Origin of the sequence: Geobacillus sp. FSL K6-3411 (genome assembly GCF_037965715.1) — a bacterium.
GTDB lineage: Bacteria > Bacillota > Bacilli > Bacillales > Anoxybacillaceae > Geobacillus > Geobacillus thermodenitrificans.
In genome coordinates, this window is record NZ_CP150187.1 from 935,692 (window position 1) to 951,910 (window position 16,219).

Genomic DNA, 16,219 nt, shown 5'->3' on the forward strand with positions numbered 1-16,219 from the left:
CTATCGAACCTCCCTTAGAACGCTGAATTCTTCTTCATCTTTTTTCGTTCCATGGCCGGTAATGGCTAAAAAGACTTCATCAAGGGTTGGTTTTTGGACGTTGACCTCGGCTAAGCGGATCCCCTCTTGCCGCAAAGCGACAAGCACGTCCGTCACTTGATCCGGATCGGCCATTGACGCCGTGATGTTCCCGGTTTCTGCAGATATGCTTGACCGGATACGGAGAACGTGTTCAATGATGCGTTTGGCCGCTTCGATCTTTTCCGGTTGTTGCAATTTGACTTGCAATGACGACTGGCCGACAGATGTTTTGAGTTCATCGGGGGTCCCTTCGGCGACAACACGGCCGTGATTAATCACGGCGATGCGGTCCGCCAATTCATCCGCTTCTTGCAAGTATTGGGTCGTCAACAGCACGGTTGATCCCATGCGGACTAAGCGGCGGATCGTTTCCCACATTTGATTACGTGTGATCGGATCGAGACCCGTGGTCGGCTCATCAAGAAAAATGAGCGGCGGCTGGGCGATCAGGCTGGCGGCGAGATCGAGGCGCCGACGCATGCCGCCCGAGAAATGTTTTAACGGGCGTTTGGCCGCTTCTGTCAAGCCGAATTCCTCCAATAATTCACTTGTTTTCCGTCGCGCCTCTGCTCGGCTCAGTCCGAGAAGTCTACAAAAGATCATCAAATTTTCTACAGCGCTGAGCGTTTCGTCAACGGACGCATATTGGCCGGTGACACCGATCAACTGTCGGACAATTTGAGGTTGCTTGACAACATCGTACCCAAAAATTTGGGCCGAACCGCCATCCGGGCGCAACAAGGTCGCCAACATTCGAATGGTTGTTGTCTTGCCGGCGCCATTGGGTCCAAGCACTCCATAGATCGTGCCGGTACGTACACGCAACTCGAGGCCATCTACGGCCCGATGGTCGCCAAAAACTTTTACCAATCCGTGCGCTTCCACTGCCCACTCTTGATGCTCGGAAGCGGAGCGGTGTTTGTGTCCCATTTTTGTGTCCTCCTCTTTACAATGATTTGTACATGGCAAATCGTAGCACGCTATTATGAACAGAATGTGAACAAGGAACAATTTTTTGATTTACCCACTCTTGCAATTTTCCCGGTTTTGGTATATGCTTGTTCCAGTAACATGATAAATACTATATATCGTTGTGTTTGTTTGCTTTAACAACTACATATGGTGATTGCAAGCAATGGTGTCCATCAGGACTTAATAGGGAATCCGGTGCGAATCCGGAACTGCCCCCGCAACTGTATGTGCGGACGAAATGGGATGGCCACTGGCGGTGAAAGCTTGCACGGCACGCCGCTGGGAAGGACCCAAAGTAGGACGATGCACGAGTCAGGAGACCTGCCTTGCTTGGAAGTTTCATGTTCTTCGGGGTGTGAGAAGATGAAACGATAGGGAAATAGAAAAAGGAATCGTATGCCTTTTTCTGTCTGTCGTTTCATCCGCTCGTTCACCCGAGCGGATTTTTTTATTGAAGGAGAGGGAAAACGAATGACAGCGGTCACGAAATCCATTGTTGTTGATGATCAAGGAAAAGAGAAGTCGCTTTCGCGCAGAGAGTTTGCCGCGTTAATTGAGCAGGCGACGGCAGGCTTTGTCCGTTTGTCGCTTGAGGAATATGAAGAGCGTGTATGGCAGCTTCTCAGTCGAAAAGAGTTCGTCACCGTTGATCAACTGTATCAAACCGCTATTTTAGAAGGGTTGTCGTACATTAGTGAAGAGGAGCCGGAATGGACGTTTGTGTGCGCGCGGTTGTATTTGCGGATGATGTACCGCGAGGCGGCACGGCAGCGCGGGTACGATGCGCGCGAGCGGTATGGTGATTTTTATTCATTAATCGTTTCTTTGACAGAACAAGGGGTGTACAGCCCGCTATTGCTTGAGCGTTATACAAAAGAAGAGATCGAGACGGCTGGCTCATTTCTTGATCCAGACAAAGACTTGTTGTTTACGTATATCGGGTTGCGCACGCTCGCTGACCGTTATTTGGCCCGCGATTATGAGCGGCGGCTGTACGAACTGCCACAAGAACGGTTTCTCATCATTGCTATGACCTTGATGGTGAACGAACCGCCTAAGCGGCGCCTCGAGTTGGTGAAGGAAGCGTATTGGGCGTTAAGCAACCTATATATGACGGTGGCCACGCCGACACTTGCCAATGCCGGGAAGTCATACGGTCAGTTGTCAAGCTGCTTTGTCGACACGGTGGATGACAGCTTGCAGGCGATTTACGACAGCAACACTGACATTGCCAATTTATCGAAGTCAGGCGGCGGCATCGGTGTCTATCTTGGCAAAATCCGTTCGCGCGGCAGCGACATCAGAGGATTTAAAGGTGTTTCGTCAGGCGTCATTCCGTGGATGAAACAGCTGAACAATACGGCGGTGAGCGTTGATCAGTTAGGGCAACGCAAAGGGGCGATTTCCGTCTATTTAGATGTGTGGCATAAAGACATTTTTGCCTTTCTTGATGCACGGCTCAATAACGGCGACGAACGGCTGCGCACGCACGACTTGTTTACCGGTGTTTGCATTCCTGATTTGTTCATGGAACAAGTCGAACAGCGAGGCGACTGGTATTTGTTTGACCCACATGAGGTGCGGAAGGTGATGGGGTTTAGCCTCGAAGACTTTTATGATGAGGAAAAAGGGCGTGGCAGCTTTCGCGAGAAATATTGGCAATGCGTCAATGACTCAAGGCTGTCAAAAGAAAAAGTGCCAGCGATTGAAGTGATGAAAAGCATTATGCGCAGCCAGCTCGAGTCGGGGACGCCGTTTATGTTTTACCGCGATGAAGTCAACCGGCAAAATCCCAACCGCCATCTTGGCATGATCTACTGCAGCAATCTTTGTACGGAAATTGCGCAAAACCAAAGTCCGACGGTGACGAAGCAGCAATATGTGAAAGATGGAACGATCATCATCGAAAAAATACCGGGCGATTTTGTCGTCTGCAATTTATCGTCAATCAATTTGGCGCGCGCCGTCACCGATGGAGTGTTCGAACGTTTGATTCCGATTCAACTGCGGATGCTTGATAATGTCATTGATTTGAACAACATTCCTGTGCTGCAAGCAAGCTTGACGAACAAAAAATACCGTGCTGTCGGTCTCGGTACATTTGGCTGGCATCATCTGTTGGCGTTAAAAGGGATTCGCTGGGAGTCAGAGGAAGCCGTCCGCTACACTGATGAGCTGTATGAAACGATTGCTTATTTGGCGATACAAGCTAGCATGGAGCTGGCGAAAGAAAAAGGGAGCTACCCGGGGTTTTCAGGGTCAGATTGGCAAACGGGTGCTTATTTTGAGCGGCGTGGCTACAAAAACCACGGCGAACGGGATTGGGATCGGTTGAAGAGAGAGGTGGCACGCTACGGGATGCGCAACGGCTATCTCATGGCGGTCGCCCCAAACGCATCGACATCGATCATCGCTGGCAGCACGGCGAGCATTGACCCGATTTTTCGAAAAGTGTATGCCGAGGAAAAGAAAGATTATAAGATTCCTGTTACGGTGCCGGATTTAAACGAACAGACGACATGGTATTACAAATCAGCGTATTATATTGACCAGCGTTGGAGCATTAGACAAAACGCTGCCCGTCAGCGCCATATCGATCAAGCAATCTCGTTTAACTTCTACGTCATGAATACGATTAAGGCGAAAGAATTGTTGGAGTTGCATTTGACGGCGTGGAAGTCGGGGCTGAAAACGACGTATTATGTCCGCTCAACGTCAGGGACGATGGAAGAATGTGATGCTTGTGCGAGCTGACCGCGGACAACGCCATGCTATTTGTCGGATCGGGTTTCTTATGTTAGAAGAGATGTCCGGTGAGTGGGTTGCCTAGGAATACGATGACACGAGGGGGAATCGACGATGAACTTAACGAAACGACCGATTATGGATCCAGAAGCGCCAAACCGCTCAACAGGCATGATCAATGGACGCTGCTCGAATGTGTTGAACTGGGACGATATCGCCTACCCTTGGGCGTATGCGAAATATAAGCGGATGCTCGCCAACTTTTGGACGCCGTTTGAAATCAATATGGCGCAAGATGTGAAGCAGTTTCCGCAGCTAACCGCACGCGAGCAGGATGCATTTTTAAAAATCATCGGGCTCTTGGCGCTCCTTGACAGCATCCAAACCGATTACGCAGGACGTGTTGCCGATTACATCACCGACCCGAGCATTAATGCGTTGATGATTATGCTCGCCCAGCAAGAGGTGATTCACAATCACTCGTATTCGTACGTGCTCTCAAGTCTTGTACCAAAAGCGAAGCAAGATGAAGTGTTTGATTTTTGGCGGAATGAACCGACGTTGCGCAAGCGAAACGACTTTGTGACGAACGGCTACAAGGCGTTTGCCGAAAAGCCGAACGTCGAGAACTTGCTTCGGTCGATCGTTTTTGACGTGATTTTGGAAGGGCTGTTTTTCTACTCAGGATTCGCTTTCTTTTACAATCTCGCCCGCCAGCAAAAAATGGTGGCGACAAGCACGATGATCAATTACATTAATCGTGACGAGCACATTCATGTTGACTTGTTTGCGAAAATTTTCAAGGAAGTGCTGAATGAATATCCAGAGTATCGGACGCCCGAGTTGGCTGATTTTGCCCGCAGTACGTTTATGAAAGCGGCCGAGCTGGAAATCGAATGGGCTGGGGAAATCATCGGAAATGACATTGATGGCATCGACTTGGCGGATTTGGAAGCGTATATTAAGTTTTACGCCAACGTCCGCGCCCATCAGCTTGGGTTCGACCGTCCGTTTGACGGCTACCGGACAAACCCGCTCCGCTGGATTAAGGCGTATGAAGAAGTCGACCTTGGCAAGTCCGACTTTTTTGAACAAAAACCGCGCCAATATACGAAAGTGCAAGTGGATAACGGATTTGATGAATTATAATGAGGAAAGCCACGTTTGACGATGGTCAGGCGTGGCTTTTTTGTCAGACAAGGCCGTTCGTCTCTCTTTTGATTGATCGTCTTTCGTGATATGATGGCGGCAAACAAGAGAAACGGCGCTCCGTCGTGGACGTGTCCTGCGGTTTTTCATAGATGGCAGGACATCGCTGAAAGGGGACGAGCTGCTCGGCAAGATGGTGTCATTTTTCATGCTGGACGGTTTTCACGGTGGGGAAGTTGAGTTCAATACGCAAACAAGTACATGTTTACTCGAGCCGGTCAAACCGATCATTCACTTCTGTATGAAACAGTAGCCTTTTGGCTCGAGACTGTCGGCGGTTTCTTGGATTCCGGCCCGCAGCTGATTGCGCAGATCGTCAGTTTGGCCACGGATATTGCCGAGAAAATAACTTCAGCGCCTACCATCTCTTTCACGACCGTATCGCACTCCATACTAGTTCCTCTTCTTCTGTTTTGATTATACAATGAGAATGGGAAAAAATGATATTGCTTTTGTCGAATGGAGGAGCTGCTTGGTGTATTCCTAATGCTTCCATGTGTCATAGTATCATGAGAAAAAAGCATATCCCTTGCTGTTGAAATAGGGGAGGGGAGATAGATGGAAGAAATGGAGAAAAAACAGGACATGGAGCGGCTGCGAGAAGAATTGAATCATTGGCTTGCGGAAGAGGAGAGCGATGATGACTGGAAATGGTTGAAACGGGGGGAAGACATTTGTCTTCGTTTCTCTCAACTCGAACCGAAAAATAGGAAATTCAAAATATGGTTTGCTCAAATTTTGCGCGATTATGGCCGTGACATAAAGTTAAAGAAAGAGAATTATCGCAAAGCGAGGAAATTGTTTGAAGAAGCTCTTCGTCTTGATCCGGAAGACGCGGTTTGCCGCTACCATTTGGGGCATCTCGAGCTGTATGACGGGCGGTGGCATAAGGCGATTCGTCAATTCCAACTCGTTTTGCAATCAACAAGCAAAAACCTAGAACCGTATCACTATATTCGTGCGCTCTGTTCTAGCGCTATCGCCTATAATCAGCTTGGCGATCCCGAAAAGGCGCTTCGCCTCCTTGATGAAGCGAAGGAAAGGGACAGCGAGCGTTTGTATCGTACGGAAATTGACAATGTTCGTTTGCAAGTGAATGTGGGGAAAAAACGGATGTGGAGGAAGAGGATATTTCTATTAATCGAACGAAATAAACGCTCCTATATTACATACGAAGAAGCTTGCAGACTGGCTGAGGAAGACGAAACATATGTCATTTTAGATATGCGGAGGGGTCAAGCGGTTTTCCATGGCCCGCATGACTCTGTTGGCTTGCCCGGTCGACTTGTCAAATTGCTTCGCTATTTGCTCGAGGATGCGCCGAAGGTTAAACGATACGATGCCATCCTTACTAACGTTTGGGAAGATAAAGATACCGTGAAAAAAATGATCATAAGTTGAGGAAAAAATTAGAACAATGTTTTTCCGAGCCAGCTGATCAGATTATTGTGAATGTAAGAGGGGAAGGATATGTGTGGAATTGTAAGATTCCGTACCGGATTATCGTTTGCCTGGATGAATATGAATATTTCACATGAAAAACAGCCTACGGGAATGGTCACCATGTTGGTGACCATTTTTTCGTATGATGACATTGTAATCCATAAAGTGAAGGAGAAGGAGGGAGTCGCAATGGCGACATTGACAGCACAATTGTTGATCGGAAAGGGTCATCCGTACCACGGCGGCATTAACCCGACTCATTATTTGTTTTTATCGGAGAACAGCGTACCGGCATGGATTTTAGTCCCGGAAAATCTTCTCTCGTCTAAACACCCGAAAACGTTTAAGAAAAAAGTATGGATTCCGACGCTCGAGCATATGCTTGAGGACGGACTGCTCATGGTGGCGTATTATGTCCTCAATGACCCTGTGATCCAAGAAAAGGCGAGACCGTTCATTGAAGGGAAAAAAGGGCAGACGTGTTCAATTGTACGAGGACATCGCTATGAGCAGTCTTCGTGAGCTGCATGCGCTCTGCCGGCAGATGGACACGGATTATAAAATCGCGTTCACCATTTTTGATGATTCCACGCTGAACGGTCATTTGGATGTATTGAAACAATACAAGATGGATGTAGAAATTTGCCTTTCTTGCTATCATCGCTATGGGAATGTGTGGGGCCAGCGAACGGTGGAAAGAGGAAGCTGGCCGATCCGTTGACGATGCAGTGTCCTAGGAGGAGCTTGATAGATTTTTCAACGGTTTGGCTGCTAGGGGTCGAGCGGTGAACGACAATCCAACAAACATGTATTTTAAGGATAACGGAGGAATAAAAATGGAAATGATCAATGTATTTGTATACGGAACACTTCGGCGAGGTGGGGGGAATCACCAGCTGATTGCTGAGTATGTGCAGTCTGTGCACGAGGCAACGGTAAAAGGGATGCTGTTTCATTTGCCATACGGCTATCCGGCAATGGTGGATGGAAGAGGGACAGTGCGCGGCGAAATATTGGAACTCAGCAATCCGGAAACAGCGCTAACCATACTCGATGAGCTTGAGGGGTATCACGGTCCGGGGCAGTCTAACGAGTATGAACGAATCACCGTTACAGCAGTGACCGCCGATGGCAACAAATATATTTGTTACACTTATGTTTATCCAGAGGAACAGAGAGAGTGGCTCGAGCAAAACGCTCAACCCATTTTCGGGGGTGATTGGATGGCGTTTCTTCATTCAAAAGATGAAGTGATGTATTTTGCGTATGGCTCTTGCATGAGTGAACGCGATTTTCGCCGCACTGTCCCGCATTTCGAAGTGATGGGGCGGGCCGTGCTTGATGACTATCGGTTGGCGTTTACGCGGTATTCGTCCGGTCGGCAAGGCGGGGTGGCTGATATCGTACCTTCTCCTGGCGACCGGGTTGAAGGGGTGCTGTACAAAATTTCGTCACGCTACGTAAAGGATTTGGATTGGCGCGAAGGTGTTCCGGCTGGTGTGTACCGCCGGGAATACATCGATGTGCAGCATAACGGACAACTTGTTTCCGCCCTCACGTACGTTGTCGTTGAGAAACAGTTGGATGAAATTGCTCCGAGCGAATCGTACGCTTCGATTATTCTTGATGAAGGGACGTCTCTTTTAAGTCCGCAATACATCGAGCAAGTGCGGCGTCATATTGAAACCTTACAGAAAAAAGGGCGGTAAGCATAAAGTACAGCTCATTGGCGGCAGGGATGACGATCCAAGACCTGCTGTTTTTTGGGCTAGGAAGTGATGGTTTCTGCACATCGTTGGGCTCTTTACCGTAAATTCGGCATAGCTGTCATGTGACAGCAACTTCAGCGTTTAGATGGCTTCTCCCAACTGTATCATCACTTCTTAATATATGGGGGAATTCGTGGAAAACGCTTTGCCAGTCAACCTGTGCCTTGTTTCAAGCTTGATGGATCTCCGCGATATTGCGACGGGAATAGGAGGGAGATTTATACCATAGACAGCAGGTGAGGGTAGCTGATATGATGAGGAGGTGAAAGGATAGCAAGCTGGATGCGTAAATGCGCATCTGGCTTATTCTATTTTTTTGACGATTTGAGGGGGATGACATGCTCAAAGACATTGTTTTAGTGTTGGCGCTGCAGCTTGTTTATGTGCCGATTTTAACGCTGCGGACCATTTTTATGGTCAAAAATATGAGCCTATTGGCTGCGTTCATGGGATTTTTAGAAGCACTCATTTATGTGTTTGGACTATCGATCGTCTTTAGCGGAGAACAAAGCTATATCGTTATGATCGTCTATGCGGCTGGATTTGGCGCCGGGCTTTTTATTGGAGGATATATCGAGCAAAAGCTGGCGATTGGGTATACGACTGTGACGGTCAATTTGCAACAAAAAAACCAAGAGTTGATTCACTTGCTTCGGGAAAGTGGCTATGGCGTTACCGTTTATACGGGGGAAGGAAGGGACAGTCAGCGGTATCGGCTTGATATTTTGACGAAACGGAATCGGGAAGAGGAGTTATTGGAACTGATCGAACGGTATGAACCGAAGGCGTTTATCATTTCTTACGAGCCGCGGCGGTTTAAAGGCGGGTTTTTAGTCGCCTCGATGAAAAAGCGTGTGAAAAGGAAAAAGGAGTGTCACGAGTCATGACTGATACGCGAGCAGCCCACCTGGTTAACGGGTGGGCTGTTTCCGTTTAGGGCGTACACATTGTTCGTATCGATGTTTCGTACCTGTGAACGGGGAACGTCAACATAAGGAAAGAGGTCAAACGATATCCCCGAGCTGCTCTTTTCCAAGTTGGCGGCTGACGAGTTCATCAAGCTGGCGGATTTTTTTCAACGCCAAATCATCGCTGATCGTTCGGTAATGGTGGCGGCCGCCGGGTTCCTCGTCGGCTTCGTCAGCCCATTTGACGATGGCTTGGAGCGGATTTCGTTTCAGCTCGCCTTCCGGAAGGTATGAATCAGTATGCAGCAAAATCGCTAAGGCGATTTCTTTCGCATTTTGCGGATGTTCGCCAAGGTGGATAAGCAATTTATGAGCGCGCTCTGCTCCCTTAATGGCGTGGATGTCATTTTGCTTGTATTGTTCATAATCCCATTGACCGTTTTTGTACCATGTATAATGACCGATGTCATGAAGCAGCGCAGCTTTCGTCGCCAGATCGGGGTTGACTCCGTACCGGAGGGCTAGGTGATAGGCGTAGTATGCTGTGGCGATGGCGTGGGCGAGGCCAGATCGTTTTAAATATTTTTGCGCAATCGGATGGGTAAAGACGTCCGTTAAGGTGACCGTTCTCATGGGCATCCCCTCCGTGTTTTTCTTACCATCATATCATGGCAAGAAGAAGCCAGCAATGGGGGAAAACGGACGAGAGCGGTTGCATGGATGAAAAATAGGCCGGCCGTGTTGAACAATAGTGGTCGACCTATTTCATCCGTGCTTGGCAAGCCAGCCGTTTCGTTGGTTGATTCGTTTTTTCGCGCTCGCGCCGTGTTTTCGGGGCGAGAAAGTGAGCGCCGGCAAGGAGGGTGACAGCACAGCGGCCACACGTTCTTTTTTGCATTTATGATCAAGTGGAATGCCTTGCCAAGGGGCGGCATCAAGAAGGGAAACGCCGGAGGCTGGTTGCACGACAAACCGTTTTCCTTTTTGTTCTACTTGAATAACAGAGGATGCAGCAAGCGGCACATTAGGTTTGGATGATGTAGCAGAAGCAGCTTGCATGGGTGGACGGGCGGTAGGCTTCAGCGAGCCGACAGTAACAGTAAATGTTGGTTTCATTTTTTGGCTTGCAAAAGACGCAGAAAATCGCCGTTTTCCCGCGATAAGAACGCTTCGTTCGCCAACGCCTCTTCCAGTTTTGGAAGCAAAGCGGCCCAACGATCAAAGCGGTGTTCCTCTTCTTCGTAAATATGATGCCAATACAGCCGCTCATGATCATCAGTGGCTTGTTCAATCGTCGGTTCTAAAATGGCTTGAAATTGGCTGAGCGCTTCTTTGGAGCGGCTAAGAATAGCATGGACTTCCGCTAGTGTGTCGTGCAATGAACTCCCTCCCATATCATTGTCTTATATCATCTTTTTCACATGAAAAGCGGGATAAAACATCTAATCTATGTTGCTTTCTTGGTTGATATAGAAGGTCGGTGATTGATGGAGAAACGAGGCTTAAAGACAAAGCTTCCCCAATAGAGGAACTTTACAAATATCTCCTTTCATTTCCTATTGAAAACGGCTAGGCGGTAAGGAAACAATCAGTAAAAAATACAGCTTCTTAAGAAGAAAAAGCAAACATAGATCGAAAATAGAGAATGTACTTAAGCCAAAATATATGGATAGGGAAAAGGGGATGAAAGGCAAAGTTGATGAATAATCAGAATATTTATTATTTACTGTCTGTATAATATTTTTATATAATTTATTATGGATAGACTGTCTATCAACAGGGGGGAGAACTGATGGATAAAGGGGTATCTAAACGGGTTTTAGTCGCGAGTCTCGTCGGCAGTTCAATTGAATGGTTTGACTACTTTCTGTATGGAACGGTCGCAGCACTTGTGTTCAATCAATTGTTTTTTCCAAGTGAAGACCCAACTGTCGGCTTGCTCTTATCATATGCATCATTTGCCCTTTCATTTTTCATTCGCCCGTTAGGTGGCATTGTGTTTAGTCATATCGGCGATAAAATCGGGCGAAAGAAGACGCTTGTTTTGACGTTAAGCCTCATGGGGATCGCCACGGCCGGCATGGGGCTGTTGCCAACGTATGAAACGATCGGCATATGGGCGCCCGTGCTGCTTATTTTGCTTCGCCTCATCCAAGGGATTGGTCTCGGCGGTGAGTGGGGCGGGGCGCTGTTGCTCGCGGTCGAATACGCACCGAAAGAAAAGCGCGGCTTATTCGGCAGCATCCCGCAAATGGGCGTGACGATCGGCTTGCTTCTTGGCACCTTTGTAATGTCGCTCATGACGCTTATGCCGGACGAGACGTTTATGTCATGGGGGTGGCGCATTCCTTTTCTGTTAAGTGCGTTGCTTGTCGTTTTTGGATTGTGGGTGCGCCATGGCATTGATGAAACACCTTCGTTTAAGAAGGTGCAAGCAACCGGACGAGTGGCGAACGTGCCGCTTATTGAGACACTGCGAACTCAATGGAAGGAAGTATTGATCGCAGTCGGCGGCAAAGTGGTTGAAACAGCGCCGTTTTACATTTTTGGAACGTTTATCGTTTCATATGCAACAACGAACTTAGGTTTCTCGAAAACAGCAGCATTGAATGCAGTAACTGTGGCGACAGTCGTGACGACGATTCTGATTCCACTGATGGGTAAATGGTCGGACCGTTACGGCCGCAAGCCGCTTTATATAGCGGGGACGATCGGGATGATCGTTTATGCGTTCCCATATTTTTGGCTTTTGCAACAAAAATCAGTCGCCTTGTTGATGATAGCGACGATCATTGGTCTTGGCATCATTTGGGCACCGATTACGGCTGTGCTCGGCACGATGTTTTCGGAAATTTTCCCGTCCAATGTTCGATACACGGGCATTTCGCTCGGCTACCAAATCGGTGCTGCATTAGCGGGGGGAACGGCGCCTTTGATCGCTACAGCCTTGCTTGCGGCGTACGGGAACTCTTATGTTCCGGTCGCCTTGTACATTATATTCGTATCGCTTGTTTCGCTGATCGCAGTTTGGTCGGTGCGCGACCGCAAACATGAGGAACTTGATGAGGAAGACGGAATCGCGTAACGCGGTTCCGTTTCGTTCTAACGGAGGGAGAATCATGCTTATTTTGTCGGAGAAAGAAATTCAGCGTCTGTATACGATGGAGGATGCTATTTCCGATGTAAAGGAAATGTTGCATCAAAAACAGTCAGGGAATGTGAACACCCCTGAGCGCACAGTGCTTTCTTTTCCGCATGATGACGCTTCGATTTTGTATATGCCTTCTGCGGAGGAGAGAGCGGCGGCGGTGAAAGTGGTGAGCATTTTTCCGCACAATCCCGCTTTAGGAAAACCGACAACCCAAGGAGTTATGATATTCACAGATACGAAAACTGGGGAGCACCGGATGCTTTGCAGTGCCACTTATTTGACGCGGCTGAGAACAGGAGCGCTATCGGCGATCGCTGCCGACTATTTAGCCAAACGAGAGGCATCGCGATTAGCCGTGATCGGAACAGGGGCGATGGCGAGGGAACAAGTAGCCGGCATGCTTGCGGTCAGGGAGATCGAGCATATTTTCTTATACAACCGGACGAGAAGCAAAGCGGAACATTTTGCGTTGGACATGCAGCGAATGAACTCTTGCTGGAAAGGAAAAGTGCACATCGTCGATGACGCAAATGAGGCCGTCCGCCAGGCGGACATTGTTGTATGCAGCACGCGCTCGGAGCAACCGGTATTCTCAAGTCGGGCGCTGCAGCCGGGCACGCACGTTAGCGCCATCGGTTCGTATTTGCCGCATATGCGTGAATTGGATGTGGAAACTATCGTTATGGCTGACCGTATTGTTGTTGATACGGTGGAGGGCGCCAAGCATGAGGCAGGAGAACTTATTCAGGCGGCCGAGAGCGGAAAATGGTCTTTTTCCCGAATTGATGCCGAAATCGGGGAACTCGTCACCGGGGAGAAAGCCGGGCGGCAACATGAACAGGAAATCACCTTGTTTAAATCGGTTGGAGCAGCTTTCTATGATTTGGCCGTGGCGATGGGCGTCTATCAAAAGGCGACGGAGCTCGGAGCAGGGCAAGAAATTGAGTTGTAAGGGATGCATATGTTGTTTTGGAGAGAGACAGGCGGTCGTTTTCCGGACGGCTGTCCGTCCATTTTTTGGGCCGTTTCCATCCGCGTCACCTTTGGGCCTAGTCCGGAATAAAACAGAATAAGGAACATTGCCCACTTGATATGAGGCGCGTTTCCGGCGATAATGGAAACAGTGCGTGATGAATGCGCTTGTCAGCATGGAATGAACGAAGAAGGTGACAGAAAGATGGAACGTGCGGAACACATTTATCAAAAACTTGTAGCTATTTGTGGAGAAGAGAATGTTTTGCGCGATGAGCCGATGAAACATCATACATTAGTGCGGATCGGCGGCAAGGCTGATTTTCTCGTTTGGCCGGAAACGTACGAACAAGTCGTTGACGTGCTGCGGCTGAAAGAGGAGTACGAGCTGCCGTTTACGCTTCTTGGCAACGGCTCCAATGTCATTATCCGCGATGGCGGGCTGCGCGGTATTGTTATGCAGCTGAAGCATCTCAATCGCATTTGGCGCGAAGGGAACAACATCATCGCTCAAAGCGGAGCAGATATTAAGGCAGTGTCTCGGTTTGCGCTGGAACAACATCTCACTGGTTTGGAGTTTGCCTGCGGCATCCCGGGATCGGTCGGCGGGGCGATTATGATGAATGCCGGGGCTTACGGTGGAGAAGTGAAAGATGTGCTCGACCATGTGAAAGTGGCGACGCTTACTGGCGAGTTGAAGACGTTGACAAATGAGGAGCTCGAACTCGGATATCGAACGAGCTTGATTAGCCGGACACACGATATTGTGCTTGAAGTCGTGTTTGCACTCCAGCCGGGTGATTATGGACAAATTAAAGCCAAAATGGATGATTTGACGTTTCAACGTGAATCAAAGCAGCCGCTTGAATACCCGTCAGTCGGCAGCGTATTCAAGCGCCCGCCGGGCTATTTTGCCGGCAAGCTTATTCAAGACAGCGGCCTGCAAGGGAAAGGGTTTGGCGGTGCGGAAGTGTCGACCAAGCACGCCGGGTTTATTATTAATAAAAACAATGCAACGGCTGCCGATTACATTGCGACGATTGAAATGGTGCGCAAAACAGTGAAAGAAAAATTCGGCGTTGAACTTGAATTGGAAGTGAAAATTCTCGGCGAAGAGTGACACCTATCCGAACCCGATTGGCGGGTTCGGATTTTTTTATCATGTCGAACTGAGAAGATTCTCTTTTTCATGCGCAGGCATAACTTGCATCATCGAATCGTGACGGGAGAGTGTTCAAAGTTATTGATGAACTGAAAAAATAGAGTAGTAGGAATAGTATTTGGAAAACGGGGGAAGGAAGATGAATCTGTATTTTATCGTTAACCCTGCAGCCAAAAACGGCCGCTCGGCAATAGTATGGGAACGGGTGCAGCATATGCTGGAACAGGAAGGCGTGTCATATGAAGTGCACTGGACGAAAAAGGCAGGAGACGGAAAACGAATTGCCCGTCTGATTGCTGAGCGAAATGCTGAACCGCTAGTGCTCATTGCTGTTGGTGGGGACGGAACTGTGTATGAAGTCGTCAACGGGGCGTCGTTGTTTCCGCATGTCGTCATCGGCTACATCCCGGCAGGGACAGGAAATGATTTTGCTCGTGGTTTCGGCATGCCACGCCGTCCGGAACAGGCGCTTCAACGGCTGTTGACTGGGAAGGTAGCTAGCGGTGATCTTGGCCGCTTTGTGAGCAGTGATGTACGGGATGGAGTGTTTGTCAATAGCATCGGCTGTGGTTTTGATGCTCACATTGCCCGCGAAGTCAACCGATCCAAATGGAAAGGGCGGCTGAACCGCCTCGGACTCGGTACACTCGTTTATGTGTTTTATTTAGTGAAAGAGCTATTCCGTTATCAACCGACCGATCTCGATATTTGTATTGACGGACAAACCTATTCGTTTCAACAAGCTTGGGTGGCGACCGTATCGAATCATCCATACTATGGTGGCGGGATGCGCATTGCACCGTCAGCCCGGGCCGATGACGGCCTCCTTCACGTGACCGTTGTCAGCCGTCTGACGCGTTGGAAAATTCTTTCAGTATTTCTAACCGTATTTTGGGGCGGGCATGTGCGAATGAAAGAAGTTTCCGTGTTTGCTGGGCGGAACGTGCGCATTCGCCCTGCTGCTCCTGTGCCGGTTCACGCTGATGGAGAGGAGGCAGGGAGAGGAGAGGTGTCAGCTTGGATTGAGTCTGGAGGCTTGAGAGTGATCGGTGCGGAAACTTTGTGAATGATTGGTACGTATGTAAAAAGAAGAAAGGAGGTGTGAGGAAGACGAGTGATGGAGAAGCGGATGGTCATGCTTGATGTCGTATTCTATGTGGTGTTTCCGATCGTTCTCTGGCATGCATTGCGCGGCCCGGTCGGGGAGTACGGGGCGATGTTGATTTGCACCGTGCCGGGAGCGATTTATACGGTTTACCGTTTTTGGTCCATTCGCCGAGTACAATGGTTTGGCACGTTTTTGCTTGTCAATCTCGCAGTTAGTACGCTATTGAACGTATTAGCCGGATCAGCGTTGCAGATGTTATGGAACGACGTATGGTACTCAATTGCTTTGTCCGTCTTTTTTCTAGCGACTGTCGTTGTCAAGCGCCCGTTGATGCTTTATTTTTCGCTTGATTTTGTGGAAATGCAGGGAGCGCCGCGTTCGGTAATGAAAAAGCAATTTTTTGAGCGCGATGTTTTCCCGCTTTTTCAATGGATCACCGTTGGCTTTGCCTTACGCGATGGACTGCTGGCGGCGATTAAGGCGCATTTGATCGTTCGTTATGGCGTCGAAGCGTTTGACCGTGCGATTGTGATTCGAGAAGTCATTGGTTGGGGGATTACGATTCTCTGTATGTTGGGGTTTGTCCGCATCTCGAAGATCCTCTCGAACCGTGACACTCCCCATTATCCGGCATGAATGTAGATGAGAGAACTAAAGCATTGGAGAGAAAAACAGAGGAGAAGGAGGCAGTACTATACA

16 protein-coding genes and 1 riboswitch are annotated in these 16,219 nt (G+C 48.8%); of the genes, 12 read left to right on the forward strand and 4 right to left on the reverse strand.

Annotation, left to right across the window (positions count from 1 at the left end):
- Positions 1-1,011 carry an ATP-binding cassette domain-containing protein gene (locus tag NSQ22_RS04785; protein ID WP_008878888.1) on the reverse strand — a complete coding sequence of 337 codons (1,011 nt, stop codon included), beginning with the start codon at positions 1,009-1,011 and terminating at the stop codon, positions 1-3.
- 189 nt (positions 1,012-1,200) lie between these two features.
- Positions 1,201-1,397, forward strand: a riboswitch (cobalamin riboswitch).
- A 127-nt stretch (positions 1,398-1,524) separates the two neighbouring features.
- On the opposite strand from NSQ22_RS04785, the gene NSQ22_RS04790 reads away from it, so the two are divergent.
- From NSQ22_RS04790 to NSQ22_RS04820, 7 genes are all read left to right on the forward strand, one after another.
- Positions 1,525-3,807, forward strand: coding sequence for a ribonucleoside-diphosphate reductase subunit alpha (locus NSQ22_RS04790; protein WP_029760345.1), 2,283 nt, complete (start codon positions 1,525-1,527; stop codon positions 3,805-3,807).
- A 105-nt stretch (positions 3,808-3,912) separates the two neighbouring features.
- The gene (locus tag NSQ22_RS04795; protein ID WP_008878886.1) at positions 3,913-4,947 is read left to right on the forward strand and encodes a ribonucleotide-diphosphate reductase subunit beta; all 1,035 of its coding nucleotides are present in this window, start codon (positions 3,913-3,915) and stop codon (positions 4,945-4,947) included.
- A gap of 618 nt (positions 4,948-5,565) precedes the next feature.
- A complete protein-coding gene (locus NSQ22_RS04800) occupies positions 5,566-6,408 on the forward strand; it encodes a tetratricopeptide repeat protein (RefSeq protein ID WP_339264246.1) in 843 nt (280 codons plus the stop codon).
- 231 nt (positions 6,409-6,639) lie between these two features.
- The gene (locus tag NSQ22_RS04805) at positions 6,640-6,972 is read left to right on the forward strand and encodes a hypothetical protein (protein ID WP_339264248.1); all 333 of its coding nucleotides are present in this window, start codon (positions 6,640-6,642) and stop codon (positions 6,970-6,972) included.
- A complete protein-coding gene (locus NSQ22_RS04810; RefSeq protein WP_008878881.1) occupies positions 6,956-7,171 on the forward strand; it encodes a hypothetical protein in 216 nt (71 codons plus the stop codon). The genes NSQ22_RS04805 and NSQ22_RS04810 overlap by 17 nt, the downstream gene beginning before the upstream one ends.
- A gap of 115 nt (positions 7,172-7,286) precedes the next feature.
- Positions 7,287-8,159, forward strand: a complete 873-nt coding sequence (locus NSQ22_RS04815; protein WP_008878880.1) for a gamma-glutamylcyclotransferase — start codon at positions 7,287-7,289, stop codon at positions 8,157-8,159.
- Between the two features lie 398 nt (positions 8,160-8,557).
- On the forward strand, positions 8,558-9,106 hold the full coding sequence (locus NSQ22_RS04820) for a DUF2179 domain-containing protein (RefSeq protein WP_008878879.1): 549 nt from the start codon (positions 8,558-8,560) through the stop codon (positions 9,104-9,106).
- Between the two features lie 117 nt (positions 9,107-9,223).
- Here NSQ22_RS04820 and NSQ22_RS04825 read toward each other — a convergent pair whose 3' ends face one another.
- The 3 genes from NSQ22_RS04825 to NSQ22_RS04835 all read right to left on the reverse strand — a co-directional run bounded on the left by NSQ22_RS04825 (position 9,224) and on the right by NSQ22_RS04835 (position 10,506).
- Complete coding sequence (locus NSQ22_RS04825) at positions 9,224-9,760, reverse strand: HD domain-containing protein (protein WP_060475689.1); 537 nt, start codon at positions 9,758-9,760, stop codon at positions 9,224-9,226.
- A gap of 127 nt (positions 9,761-9,887) precedes the next feature.
- Positions 9,888-10,025 (reverse strand): 2Fe-2S iron-sulfur cluster-binding protein, encoded by a 138-nt coding sequence (locus NSQ22_RS04830; protein ID WP_223812826.1) that lies wholly within the window; start codon positions 10,023-10,025, stop codon positions 9,888-9,890.
- Positions 10,026-10,239: 214 nt separating this feature from the next.
- The gene (locus tag NSQ22_RS04835; protein WP_008878876.1) at positions 10,240-10,506 is read right to left on the reverse strand and encodes an IMEF encapsulin system ferritin-like cargo protein; all 267 of its coding nucleotides are present in this window, start codon (positions 10,504-10,506) and stop codon (positions 10,240-10,242) included.
- A gap of 413 nt (positions 10,507-10,919) precedes the next feature.
- Between NSQ22_RS04835 and NSQ22_RS04840 the strand changes: the two genes are divergently transcribed.
- From NSQ22_RS04840 to NSQ22_RS04860, 5 genes are all read left to right on the forward strand, one after another.
- Positions 10,920-12,212: an MFS transporter gene (locus tag NSQ22_RS04840; RefSeq protein WP_011887010.1), complete on the forward strand. Its 1,293-nt coding sequence runs from the start codon at positions 10,920-10,922 to the stop codon at positions 12,210-12,212.
- A gap of 34 nt (positions 12,213-12,246) precedes the next feature.
- Positions 12,247-13,230, forward strand: coding sequence for an NAD(P)-binding domain-containing protein (locus tag NSQ22_RS04845; protein ID WP_011887011.1), 984 nt, complete (start codon positions 12,247-12,249; stop codon positions 13,228-13,230).
- 225 nt (positions 13,231-13,455) lie between these two features.
- A complete protein-coding gene (murB, locus tag NSQ22_RS04850) occupies positions 13,456-14,370 on the forward strand; it encodes a UDP-N-acetylmuramate dehydrogenase (protein ID WP_008878872.1) in 915 nt (304 codons plus the stop codon).
- Between the two features lie 181 nt (positions 14,371-14,551).
- Complete coding sequence (locus tag NSQ22_RS04855; protein ID WP_087959904.1) at positions 14,552-15,478, forward strand: diacylglycerol kinase family protein; 927 nt, start codon at positions 14,552-14,554, stop codon at positions 15,476-15,478.
- A gap of 51 nt (positions 15,479-15,529) precedes the next feature.
- A complete protein-coding gene (locus NSQ22_RS04860; protein WP_008878870.1) occupies positions 15,530-16,156 on the forward strand; it encodes a VC0807 family protein in 627 nt (208 codons plus the stop codon).
- Positions 16,157-16,219: the final 63 nt, after the last annotated feature.